Source organism: Erwinia sp. 2186 (assembly GCF_057812255.1).
The window spans coordinates 4,087,074-4,099,819 of the sequence record NZ_CM173824.1 but is presented as its reverse complement, the minus strand read 5'-3'; the positions used below and the strand labels follow the sequence as shown (position 1 = coordinate 4,099,819).

General features: G+C 60.4%; 8 protein-coding genes. 1 reads left to right on the top strand and 7 read right to left on the bottom strand.

Annotation, left to right across the window (positions count from 1 at the left end; all coding sequences use genetic code 11):
* Positions 1-49: 49 nt before the first annotated feature.
* Complete coding sequence (locus ACXKZG_RS19130) at positions 50-829, bottom strand: TIM barrel protein (protein ID WP_134823430.1); 780 nt, start codon at positions 827-829, stop codon at positions 50-52.
* A 199-nt stretch (positions 830-1,028) separates the two neighbouring features.
* Between ACXKZG_RS19130 and ACXKZG_RS19125 the strand changes: the two genes are divergently transcribed.
* The gene (locus ACXKZG_RS19125) at positions 1,029-2,984 is read left to right on the top strand and encodes a sigma-54-dependent Fis family transcriptional regulator (protein WP_041691894.1); all 1,956 of its coding nucleotides are present in this window, start codon (positions 1,029-1,031) and stop codon (positions 2,982-2,984) included.
* On the opposite strand, the gene ACXKZG_RS19120 is transcribed toward ACXKZG_RS19125, so the two are convergent.
* The 6 genes from ACXKZG_RS19120 to urtA form a co-directional block, all read right to left on the bottom strand.
* Complete coding sequence (locus tag ACXKZG_RS19120; RefSeq protein ID WP_488875281.1) at positions 2,959-6,906, bottom strand: amino acid adenylation domain-containing protein; 3,948 nt, start codon at positions 6,904-6,906, stop codon at positions 2,959-2,961. The two genes, ACXKZG_RS19125 and ACXKZG_RS19120, sit on opposite strands and share 26 nt — an antisense overlap.
* A 321-nt stretch (positions 6,907-7,227) precedes the next feature.
* Positions 7,228-7,926: an urea ABC transporter ATP-binding subunit UrtE gene (urtE, locus tag ACXKZG_RS19115; RefSeq protein WP_013200669.1), complete on the bottom strand. Its 699-nt coding sequence runs from the start codon at positions 7,924-7,926 to the stop codon at positions 7,228-7,230.
* 1 nt (position 7,927) lies between these two features.
* Positions 7,928-8,719, bottom strand: a complete 792-nt coding sequence (gene urtD, locus ACXKZG_RS19110; RefSeq protein WP_013200670.1) for an urea ABC transporter ATP-binding protein UrtD — start codon at positions 8,717-8,719, stop codon at positions 7,928-7,930.
* Positions 8,712-9,788: an urea ABC transporter permease subunit UrtC gene (gene urtC, locus ACXKZG_RS19105; protein WP_053140406.1), complete on the bottom strand. Its 1,077-nt coding sequence runs from the start codon at positions 9,786-9,788 to the stop codon at positions 8,712-8,714. Before urtC ends, urtD begins: the two co-directional genes overlap by 8 nt.
* Positions 9,788-11,362, bottom strand: coding sequence for an urea ABC transporter permease subunit UrtB (gene urtB / locus ACXKZG_RS19100; RefSeq protein ID WP_346599952.1), 1,575 nt, complete (start codon positions 11,360-11,362; stop codon positions 9,788-9,790). Before urtB ends, urtC begins: the two co-directional genes overlap by 1 nt.
* Positions 11,363-11,459: 97 nt before the next feature.
* Complete coding sequence (gene urtA, locus ACXKZG_RS19095) at positions 11,460-12,728, bottom strand: urea ABC transporter substrate-binding protein (RefSeq protein WP_013200673.1); 1,269 nt, start codon at positions 12,726-12,728, stop codon at positions 11,460-11,462.
* Positions 12,729-12,746: the final 18 nt, after the last annotated feature.

Below are 12,746 nucleotides of genomic sequence, written 5' to 3'. Positions count from 1 at the left end.
GATTCTTCCTGTAGGGTTTTTCCCCTTGTTGGGGATATTTTGTTATGGGTTACAACATAAACTGCTCTTTGAAACGCATCAGGGCGGTCTCGCTGTCGCCTGATGCCCAGCCTTCCATCGCCACCACGCCCTGGTAATTCATCGCCCGCAGGGCATTGGCAATGGCGCGGTAGTTGATCTCTCCGGTGCCCGGTTCCTGACGACCGGGAACGTCGGCGACCTGAATTTCGCCAATCGCGCTGCCGGCTCTTTTCACCAGCTCAATCAGGTTTCCTTCGCCGATCTGCGCGTGGTACAGGTCGAGGTTGATGCGCAGATGCGGGCTGTTGACCGCCTCGACCAGTGCCAGCACCTCACTGGCTTTGGCGAATGGCGTGCCGGGATGATCGACGGCGGTATTCAGGTTTTCCAGGGTGAACACCTTGCCTGCGCGTTCCGCCATCGTCGCCAGTTTTTCCAGCGTGCTGGCGGCCTTCAGCCACATCGCGCCGGTCACCACCTCCACCGGCTTCACCGGCAGGCCTTTCTCATCCAGCCCGGTGCCGTGCAGGTTGAGCGACGGGCAACCGAGCTGCTCAGCCACGCCCAGCGACACTTCCGCGCTGGCCAGCAGGCTGGCGATCTCACGGTCATCGGTAAAATTGCCGGACAGGTAGCCGGTCATCGAGGTAAAGCGCGCGCCGGTAGCCGCCAGCGCCGGAATATCTTTGTTCTGCCAGTTCCAGAGTTCCACGCCAAAGCCCAACTGGTGGATCCGTTTCACGCGCTCGATAAACGGCAGTTCCAGGAAAACCATTTCAGCACACACTGAAAGAGTGAAAAGGGTCATGTCCTTCCTCCGAAGTCATTTGTTCAATTGGCCAGCCGCAGGGATGCAGGCTAATCACTAATAAGCAAATGTTATGCCAGTGGCAAAACCCGCAGATTAGCGGCCTGTCAGTCGGCGTTCGATCACAAAGTGAACACAAAATCGACATGTAAACTCAACATGTCGATAAAATGGACATTCCAGAAAGGGGGAGAACAAAATGCATATACCTGTTTTGGCAGGCGCGATAGTGGAAGAGTGCGAAGGTAAACTCAGTCTGCCGCAAGGGGCAGAAGCCAGCCGCTGGGATGCCCAGTTTGAGCTGGCCTGGCGGGCGTTTGTAGCCGGGCAGGAGCCCTCTTTTCTGCGTCCGCAGATCCGCGCATCCTGGCAGGCCAGCCGCGACGCCGGTATCGATCCCGGTGCCATCAACTACGTTTTCCCCGCCGAGGCCGAACTGAAGGCGATTCTGGAAAACCATGCGGAGCTGATCGAAGTGGCGGACAGCATTATGCAAAGCCTGCTGGCCTATAACCCGGACGGGCACATCAATCTGACCGACGCCAACGGCGTGACCTTATGTTACTGCGGGCTGGATTTAACGCCGGTTGGCAGCATTCTGCGCGAGTCGGTGATGGGCACCAACTGCACCGGACGCTGCCTTAACGAACAGCGGCTGGTCTACGTGCTGAATGGCGAGAACTGGAAACAGGCGCTGCGTCAGCGGCACCGGCAGTGTGCCGCCGCGCCGGTGCGCAATGCCGAAGGGCGGATGATTGGCGTGCTGACCCTGACCGCCAGCCAGGACAATTTCCACTATCACACTCTCGGCACGGTACAGGCCGCGGCCGAAGCCATTGGCCGCCAGCTGGTACTGCGCAGCCTGCTGGCCGAACAGCGCTCCATTCTGGAAACGCTGAACGAAGGGGTGATCGTCACCGACGCGCGCGGCATCATCAAAACCATTAACCGCTACGCCCGGCAAATTTTCCACGGCATGATGCTGACCGGAAAATCGGTCGACAGCGCGTTAAACCCGGAGGGCGTGACGCTTACTGGCATCACCTTCTGCAACGACCGCGAAGTGGTGTTTCAGCCGCAGGATCGGCCGCGCGTCTCCTGCCTGGTGTCGGTGATGCCGGCGCCGGACGGTGGGCGGATCGTCTCGCTGCGCGATAACCAGCGTATCCGGGCGATCACCCGCCAGGTGATGGGCATCGGTGCCAGCTACACCTTTGAGATGATCTGCGGACGTTCCACCGCGCTATCGGAAGTGCTCGATAAAGCGCGCACCAGCAGCCGCAGCGACAGTACGGTGCTGCTGACCGGCGAGAGCGGCACCGGCAAGGAGCTGTTCGCGCAGGCGATCCACAACGGCAGCGCGCGCCACGGCGGGCCGTTTATTGCGGTCAACTGCGGCGCCTTACCGCGCGATCTGGTGCAAAGTGAACTGTTTGGCTACGTCGACGGCGCGTTTACCGGCTCGCGACGCGGCGGGGCGGCAGGCAAGTTTGAGCTGGCCGACGGCGGCACGCTGTTCCTCGATGAAATCGGCGATATGCCGCTGGAAGCGCAAACCAGCCTGCTGCGCGTGCTGCAGGAGGCGGAAGTGATGCGCATCGGCGCGCAGCGTCCGGTGAAGGTCAACGTCAGGATTATTGCCGCCACCAACTGCGATCTGCAACGGGCAATCGAAACGGGCGCCTTCCGGCGCGATCTGTTTTACCGTCTGAACGTGATCTCTCTGCGCATCCCGGCGCTGCGCGAGCGGACCGGCGACGTGCCGCAGCTGGTGGAGTGGTTTAGCGAGAAAATGTGTACCCGACTGAAGAAAGCCAGCATGCAGTTTACCCCGGCGGCGATGGCCGCGTTGGAGCAGTATCCGTGGCCGGGTAACGTGCGGGAACTGGAGAATATTGTCGAGCGGGCGATTAACCTCAGCGACAAGCTGCTGATTGATGCCGGGGATCTGCCGGAAGAGATCGCCACCGAAGAGCGGCCGAAATCCGGCGACTCGCAGCGGCTGGACAGCCACGAGCGGGCGCATATCGTCACCATGTTGGCGTCGCTCAACGGCAATCTGCGTAAAACGGCGCAGAAGATGGGGGTCTCCCGCGCCGGGTTATACAACAAGCTGAAGAAGCACGGTATCAGTGTGGATGAGTTTCGCGGCTGACGCCGACAGCGGATAACGCGGCGGCAATCTCCTGATGACAAAGGATAATCGAATGGTGATTGGCCGCCAGCGGCACGATTTTCAGCGAGGAACAGAGCGCGCCGACGCCGTTATCCTTAATCGCCAGCAGCTCATTGCCTTCCGCCGTGCCGCTGTCGCTTAAATCGAAAAACTGCATCGCTTTCAGCAAGGTCACCTGGGTGTGATGCAGTGGCGAACTGACCGCCTGATTATTGATGCTCAACTCGGTCTCTTCCGCCTGAATCGCGCGTTTTGCCGCATCGCCTTCCAGCCCAATCGCCTTCAGCAGCGACGCCAACATGCCGGGCGCGACCCGTTGTTGCACCTCGGTTTGATACAGCGAGTCCAGCAGGCAAACCTGCAGCTGGGTATAGCCCCGCTGTTCAAGCTGTGCGGCGATTTCCAGTGCGATCACCCCGCCGAGCGACCAGCCCAGCAGCCGCACCGGCCGGTCGGTCGGCAGGCCCCATTGCAGCATATGCTGCAGATAGTAGCTGGCTAACGCCGCCAGCGTCGGAATGTGCGGACGGTTGTGCAGGTTGTAGTTGTTGATCCCCAGCACGTTGAATTTTCCGCTCAGGCTGTCCGCCAGATCCTGATAGATCTCGCAGCCGACCACCGCCGGATGGATCATCCACAGATCGTCACCTTGCGTGGCGGCATTTAACGGCTGGATCAGATCAAAGGTTTGCTGCGGGCGATTCAGCTGCTTAAGCAGATTGGCCAGCGGTGCAGGCGTGTCGACCCACTGCGGGCTCTGTGCCGTCGCAGGCTGGCTGAGGGCTTCAGCCTGCTGACGCAGTTTGGGATGGGCAAACAGCGTCTTCATTTCCACCTCAATCCCCCGCTTTCTCAGCCGCATCATCAGCTGAATCGCATGCAGCGAGTGGCCGCCGAGGGCAAAAAAGTCGTCATCGCGACCGACAGGCGAGACGCCCAGCAGATCGCTCCAGCAGGCCGCTAACAGCCGTTCCTGCGCGGTGGCCGGCGGCGTAAAGGCAGGCTGCGCGTCGGCGGCAGGCATCGGCAGCGCTTTTCGGTCCAGCTTACCGTTCGGCGACAGCGGCAGGGCATCCACCCTGACGAAGCTGGCCGGGATCATAAACTCCGGCAGCGATTGCCCGATCTGCTGGCGCAGGCTGTCCGCCAGCTGCGGATCGGGCCGCGCGACCACCCAGGCAATCAGCCTTTTATCGCCGTCGTCATCCTCGCAGGCCAGCACCACGCAATCCTCCACCTGCGGGCAGGCGACAATCTGCTGCTCGATTTCGCCCAGCTCGATGCGCAGGCCGTGGATTTTGACCTGGAAGTCATTGCGGCCCAGATACTCAATGTTGCCATCCTCCCGCCAGCGCGCCAGATCGCCGGTTTTATACAGCCGCGCATCCGGCTGAGCGCTCAGCGGATCGGCGATAAAGCGCTGCTGGCTGAGTTCTTCGCGGTTCAGGTAGCCGCGCGCCACCTGCACGCCGCCAATGTGCAGCTCGCCGCTGATGCCCGGCGGCAGAAGCTGCAGGTTGGCATCGAGGATATACAGCTGGGTATTCGCTACCGGTCGGCCAATCGGCACGCTGCTGCCGATTTCGCCCGGTTTGCAGTGCCAGTACGAGACGTCGACCGCCGCTTCGGTCGGGCCATACAGATTGTGCAGCTCCACGGCGGGCAGCTGCTGATGGCAGCGCTCGACGGCGGTCAGCGGCAGGGCTTCGCCGCTACAGAACAGCCGACGCAAGCTGCGGCAGTGCGCCATCTCGCCGTGGCGCAAAAACAGTTGCAGCATCGACGGGACAAAATGCAGCGTGGTGATCTGCTGCTGCTGAATAAAGTCGCTCAGGTAGCCGGGATCCTGATGGCCGCCCGGTTTGGCCATCGCCAGCCGCGCGCCGACCATCAGCGGCCAGAAGAACTCCCAGACCGAGACGTCAAAACTGAAAGGCGTTTTTTGCAGCACGCGATCCTGCGCGGTCAGCGGGTAGGCGTCCTGCATCCACTTCAGCCGGTTCATCACCGCCAGGTGCTCGTTCATCACCCCTTTGGGTTTGCCGGTCGAGCCGGAGGTGTAGATCACATAGGCCAGCGATCGTTGCGGATCGTCGGCCAGCGCCGGCAGATTGCCGGTCGATCCCGCCTGCCAGCGCGGTCGGTCATTCCGCAGATGCACCAGCGGCAGGCTGGCGATCGGTTGCAGCGCCCGGGCGCCGACATCATCCACCAGCACCTGCTTCGCGCCGCAGTCGCTCAGCATATGTTGCAGGCGATCCTGCGGGTAATCCGGATCTAACGGCACATAGGCGGCACCGGCCTTGAGGATCGCCAGCAGGGCGATCACCATGTCGGCGCTGCGGCTGACGCACAGCGCAATGCGATCGTCCGGTTGGATCCCGCCCGCGCGCAGCCAGTGCGCCAGCCGGTTCGCCTCGGCATTCAGCGTGGCGTAAGTCATCTCCGCCACGCCACTCAGCGCCACCGCGTCTGGGGTTTTGCTGACCTGCTGCTCAAACCAGCGGTGGATCCCTTCCGGCAGTGGCCAGTCGGCGGCGGTGTCGTTCCACAGGTTGAGGATCGCATGCTGTTCGTCGGGCAGCAGCAGCGGCAGTAACGCCATCGGCTGTTCGGGCGGCGCGTCGAGGATCGCGTTCAGCAGGTGCAGCAGGCGATCGGCAATCTTGCCGGCTTCCTGCTCGCTGAACCAGGCCTGATTGACGTTGCATTCCAGCACCGGATCGTCGCCAGGATGATAATGGCGCAGGTACACCGCCACCGGCATCTGCTCAAAGCCGTGATGCAGGGCTTCCACTTTTAGCGGCGTGCCGTTCAGCTCAATATCGGTCGGGAAGGTTTCCAGCGAGAAGCTCATATCGTACAGCTGGCGGCGTCCCTGCTGGCTGAGGCGCAGATGGCGGTTCAGCTCGGCCACCGGGAAACGCTGGTGGCGATAGCTGCGGCGCAGCTCGGCGGAGACCTGCCGGATCAGCGAAGAAAACGGCTGGGCGGTGTCAATCTGCAGGCGGACGGGCAGCATCGCCGAGAACATCCCCAGCGTCTGCTTATGCCGCGCCCCGCTGCGATTGTGCACCGGCACGCCGAGGGTAAAGTCTTCCGTCTGCCACTGCCGGGCAAACCAGCACGCCATCAGCGCGCTAAAGAAATGCATCGGCGACGCGCCATAGCGTCCGGCAAACGCCGTCAGCTGCTGATAGCGCGCCTGCGGCAGCGTGCGCAGGATTTGCGTGCTCGGCCAGGCTTCGCTGGCGGCAAATCCATTGCGTCTTTCCAGCAGCGACGCCGGGGCATCGGCAAAGCGCGACAGCCAGTACGCGCGATCCCGTGGGTACCGGCTGGAGGCGAGATAGTCGCGGTCCTGGCCAATAAAATCGGTATATCCCGCGCAGGCGTCCGTCACGGCGAGTGCCTGTCCCAGCAACAGCGATTTATAACGATCGATAATCATCCGGCCTAATAACGACACCGAGGTGCCGTCGGCAATAATATGATGAGCATTAACTAACCATAAAGAGGTGGTGGCATTCACTTTCACTAAAGACGATCGCCAGAGTAATTCACCGTACAATTTGAAAGGCTGAATAAGACGGGCGTTTAATAATTCCCGTGCGGTGTGTACCGGCTGTAATTCCCTGCTGACATCGTGGCATTCGAGAATGAATTCTCTTTTATGGACGGTCGTCTGATTAATTCCCTCTTCACCTTCCGTCAATTTTATTTTTAACGCGTCATGCTGCTGTAATACCAGATTAATTGCCCGGTGCAGCAGGGAGGCGTCCAGCGGACTGTCGATGCGCCACAGCCCGCCCACGTTGTAGCAGGGCGTATCGGGCGTCAGTGCCTGGTCCAGCCAGACGGCTTGCTGTGAGGACGTTAACGGATAAATAGACAAGCGCATACCTCCGGTTAAGGAAAGTCAAAATAGGGAAAGCATTCTCAGCAAGGATTGTATAGGAAGATTTCAAAAATATGATACGGAATTATATTTATTTTGTTATGAGAATAATTCACACCCTTTGCAGAATGGAATTATTTATTGAGAGATGGTCGTCTGAATAATGACTTAAGTGAAATAACTATTAACGGAGATAAACATCTTATTTCGAGATGGTGGTTTATAATCAGCTTTAATTAAGTCGGTTAAATAAGCGCGAATATAAATAAAAGACGGGGATAATGCCGACCCTTATCCCCGTTTACCGGCACTTCTTTTGCTGCGTTAAATTGCCACCAGACTGCGGACGCCATCGGTTTCCATACTGTCGCCCCGGCCGCGCTGGACGATCTCGCCGCGTGACATCACCAGATAGCTGTCCGCCAGCTCGGCGGCAAAGTCATAAAACTGCTCCACCAGCAGGATCGCCATATCCCCGCGCTGCGCCAGCTGGCGGATCACCGCGCCAATCTCTTTGATCACCGAGGGCTGAATGCCTTCGGTCGGCTCATCGAGGATCAGCAGCTGGGGCCGACAGGCCAGCGCCCGGCCAATCGCCAGCTGCTGTTGCTGGCCGCCGGAGAGATCGCCGCCGCGCCGTTGCTTCATCTCTTTCAGCACCGGGAACAGCCGGTAGATCTCCTCCGGCACCTGTTTGGCTTCCGCGCCCGAAAAACGCGCCAGCCCCATCAGCAGGTTCTCTTCCACCGTCAGCCGGGGAAAGATCTCTCTGCCCTGCGGCACGTAGGCAATGCCGGCCTGCACGCGCTGATGCGGCTTGCGGCCGTTAAGGATTTTATCCTGCCAGCTGATGGTGCCGGATTTGGCCGGGATGATGCCCATCAGGCATTTCAGCAGCGTGGTTTTACCGACGCCGTTACGGCCGAGCAGGCAGGTGATTTCCCCGGTCTTCACCTCGAAAGAGAGGCCGCGCAGGATATGGCTGCCACCATAATATTGATTCAGTTCAGACACTTTTAGCATGTCAGCGCCCCAGATAGACTTCGATAACCTGCTCGTTAGCCTGCACATCGCGCAGCGAGCCCTCGGCCAGAACCTGGCCCTGATGCAGTACCGTTACGTGGTCGGCGATGGTTTCGACAAAGCCCATATCGTGCTCGACCACCATCAGCGAATGCTGTCCCGCCAGGCTGCGAAACAGCTCGGCGGTGTACTCGGTTTCCGCATCGGTCATGCCCGCTGCCGGTTCATCCAGCAGCAGCAGATGCGGGTCCTGCACCAGCAGCATGCCGATCTCCAGAAACTGCTTCTGACCGTGCGAGAGTAAGCCAGCCAGCCGGTAGCGTTCGGCACCCAGCCGCAGCAGCTTCAGCACTTCATCAATGCGGTCCTGCTGCTCGCCACTCAGGCGGCTGCGCAGGCAGGCCCACACCGATTTGTCGGTTTTCAGCGCGATTTCCAGATTTTCAAACACCGTCAGCGCTTCAAATACCGTCGGTTTCTGGAACTTGCGGCCAATGCCGATACGGGCAATGTCCACCGGTGACAGGGTGGTGAGATCGGTGCTCTGGTCATACATCACCCGGCCATTGTCCGGCCGGGTTTTGCCGGTGATCACATCCATCAGCGTGGTTTTGCCCGCGCCATTCGGGCCGATAATGCAGCGCAACTCGCCGACGCCAATCTGCAACGAGAGGTTGGTCAGCGCCTTAAAGCCGTCAAACGAGACGTTAATATTTTCCAGCAGCAGCACCGGATCGGTCTGGTCGCGGTGGCGATCGGCCGGATGGGGTTGGGTAAACAGTTGATCAGTCATGCTTCCTCCGGCGGATCAGCCCGATGACGCCACGCGGCAGGAACAGGGTGACCAGGATAAACATCAGGCCAAGGAAAAACAGCCAGTATTCCGGGAAGGCCACGGTAAACCAGCTCTTCGCGCCGTTGACGATCCCGGCACCCAGCAGCGGGCCAATCAGCGTGCCACGGCCGCCGAGCGCGACCCAGATCGCCGCCTCAATCGAGTTGGTGGGCGACATTTCGCTGGGGTTGATAATGCCGACCTGCGGCACATACAGCGCCCCGGCCAGCCCGCACAACACCGCAGAGAGCGTCCAGACAAACAGCTTGAAGCCTTTCGGATCGTAGCCGCAGAACATCAGGCGGTTTTCCGCATCGCGTACCGCGGTCAGCACCCGGCCAAACTTGCTGCGCGCGAGGGCGAAACCGATGCCGAGGCTGGCCACCAGCAGCAGCACGGTGGCAACAAACAGCCCGATGCGGGTGCTGGTGGCGGTCACCTGGAAGCCGAGCAGGGTGGTGAAGCCGGTAAAGCCGTTGTTGCCGCCAAAGCCGGTTTCATTTCGGAAAAACAGCAGCATGCCGGCATAGGTCAGCGCCTGGGTCATGATTGAGAAGTAGACGCCTTTAATCTTCGAGCGAAAGGCGAAGAAGCCGAAGATCAGCGCGAGGATGCCGGGCACCAGCACGATCAGGCACAGCGCCCAGGCAAAGTGCTGGGTGCCGGTCCAGAACCACGGCAGCTCGTTCCAGGAAAGGAACGACATAAAGGCCGGCAGCCCGTCGCCGGAGGCCTGGCGCATCAGGTACATGCCCATCGCATAACCGCCGAGGGCAAAGAACAGCCCGTGGCCCAGCGACAGCAGCCCGGCGTAGCCCCAGACCAGGTCCAGCGCCACGGCGACGATGGCGTAGCAGAGGATCTTGCCAATCAGCGTCAGGGTATAGGTGGAAAGGGCCAGCGGATTATCCGCCGGCAGCAGCGCGAGGAAAGGCAGCACCAGCAGCACCAGTAAGGCCAGCAGGCCAATACCGATTGTCAGGCGCGGCGCTTTCTGCGTCAGGGTCAGCGTCATCGGTTGCGTCATCAGTCAATCACCCTTCCTTTAAAGGCAAACAGCCCCTGCGGTCGTTTCTGAATAAACAGCACGATCAGCACCAGGATCAGAATTTTGCCGAGCACCGCGCCAATCTGCGGCTCCAGCACCTTGTTGAGGATCCCCAGCCCAAAGGCCGCGACCACCGTGCCGGCCAGCTGGCCCACGCCGCCGGTGACCACCACCAGGAACGAGTCAATGATGTAGCCCTGGCCCAGTTCCGGGCCGACGTTGCCGAGCTGCGACAGCGCCACGCCGCCCAGACCGGCAATGCCGGAACCGAGGCCGAACGCCAGCATATCCACGCGTCCGGTGGGCACGCCGCAGCAGTCCGCCATCGCCCGGTTTTGCGTTACCGCACGCACGTTCATCCCCAGACGGGTTTTGTTCAGCAGCAGCCAGGTGAGGAACAGCACGGCAAAGACAAAGACAATTACCGCCATGCGGTTGTACGGCAGCACCAGGTTCGGCAGCACCTGCAATCCACCGGACAGCCACGGCGGGTTCGCCACTTCCAGGTTTTGCGCACCAAACAGCATGCGCACCAGCTGGATCAGCATCAGGCTGATGCCCCAGGTGGCCAGCAGGGTTTCCAGCGGACGCCCGTACAGATGGCGAATAATGGTGCGTTCCAGCGCCATGCCTATCGCGGCGGTGACAAAGAAGGCCACCGGCAGCGCCAGCAGCGGATAGAACGCCAGCCACTCCGGCGCAAAGCGCTGGAACAGCGTCTGCACCATCCAGGTGGCGTAGGCGCCAAGCATCAGCATCTCGCCGTGGGCCATATTGATCACCCCCAGCAGGCCGTAGGTGATCGCCAGTCCCAGCGCGGCCAGCAGCAGCACCGACCCTAGCGACAGACCGGTAAAGGCCTGGCCCAACAGATCGCCGAGCACCAGCCGGTGTTTAATCTGCTTCAGGCCATCACTGGCGGCGGCGCGCACCGTGGCATCCGGCTCGTTCTGCGGCTGCGATAAGCGCTCAAGCACCGCCTGGGTTTGCGGATCGCTGGTTTCGCCTAGCAGCTTCACCGCCTGCAACCGCACCTGCGGGTTGCTGTCGGCAATCTGCAAACCGGCCACCGCCTGCGCCAGTACCGCATGGACGCCGTCGTCTTTTTCCGCCGCCAGACGCTGGGTCAGCAGCGGCAGCTGATCGGCCTGCGCCTCATTTTGTAGCGCGCGCGCCGCGCTCAGGCGCGTTGCCACGCTGTCGCTGACCAGCTGATGCGCCGCCAGCGTGGTGGCAATCATCACCCGCAGGCGATTGTTCATAAACAGCTTTTTGGTGCTGCCCGTCGGTTGCGCCACGCTGTCCAGCGCGCTCAGTTTGCCGTCAACCTCGCTGAACGGCTGTTTGTGCTCATCCAGCACCACGTTTTCGTTACGCAGGGCCTGAAGAAAGGGCAGACGGGACGGATCGGGTGTCGCCGCCCACCTCTGTAAAAGTGTGATTTGGTCGCTGCGGCTGGCGGCCGCAAAATCCGCCGCCGGACCGGCAAAGGCCGACAGCGGGGCCAGCAGGCACAGGGCCAGCAAAAATGTGCGTAAAGGGCGAATCGTCATCGCAATGCCCGTCCATGTCAGGGTTGCAGAAAACAGGCCGACGCATCGGCCCTTTCGGTAAGGATCTTACGGGCGAACTGGCGTCCGCCCGTGGGTGTTATTTGGTGGTTTTCACCGGATAGTCAGGCTTTTTATCGTTACCGGCGATATACGGGCTCCATGGCTGAGCACGTACCGGCTTATCGGTCTGCCAGACCACGTTGAACTGACCGTTATCTTCGATTTCACCAATCATCACCGGCTTGTGCAGGTGGTGGTTGGTCTGGTCCATGGTCAGCGTAAAGCCGTCTGGTGCTTTAAAGGTCTGTCCGGCCATTGCCGCACGCACTTTATCCACATCGGTGGTGCCGGCTTTCTCAACCGCCTGCGCCCACATATGGATGCCGACATAGGTCGCTTCCATCGGGTCGTTGGTCACTGCGGTGGCGGCGTTCGGCAGGTTGTGCGCTTTGGCGTAAGCACGGTAATCGGCCACAAACTGCTTGTTCACCGGATTATCAATCGATTCGAAGTAGTTCCACGCCGCCAGGTTACCGACCAAAGGTTTGGTATCAATGCCGCGCAGCTCTTCTTCACCGACGGAGAAGGCCACCACCGGGACATCAGTGGCTTTGATGCCCTGATTCGCCAGCTCTTTGTAGAACGGCACGTTAGAGTCACCGTTAATGGTGGAGATCACCGCGGTCTTACCGCCCGCCGAGAATTTCTTGATGTTCGACACGATGGTCTGGTAATCGCTGTAACCAAACGGCGTGTACACCTCTTCGATATCGCTGTCCTTCACCCCTTTTGAATGCAGGAAGGCGCGCAGGATTTTGTTGGTGGTGCGCGGATAGACGTAGTCCGTGCCCAACAGGAAGAAGCGTTTGGCGCTGCCGCCATCTTCGCTCATCAGGTATTCCACCGCCGGGATCGCCTGCTGGTTAGGCGCTGCGCCGGTGTAGAACACGTTTGGCGACATCTCTTCGCCTTCATACTGCACCGGATAGAACAGCAGGCCGTTCAGCTCTTCAAACACCGGCAATACCGATTTACGCGATACCGATGTCCAGCAGCCAAACACCACCGCCGCTTTATCCTGCGTCAGCAACTGACGGGCTTTCTCGGCAAACAGCGGCCAGTTCGAGGCCGGGTCAACCACCACCGGTTCGAGCTTTTTGCCCAGAACGCCGCCTTTGGCGTTAATCTCGTCGATGGTCATCAGCGCCACATCTTTCAGCGGCGTCTCGGAGATCGCCATGGTGCCGGAGAGCGACGAGAGGATCCCGACCTTAATGGTGTCCGCAGCCTGCGCACCCCATGACAAGCCCATACTGACAACCGTGGCGGATAGCGCAAAAGCCTTGAGCAGTGAACGTCTTTTCATCTGGCGAACCCTCAAAAG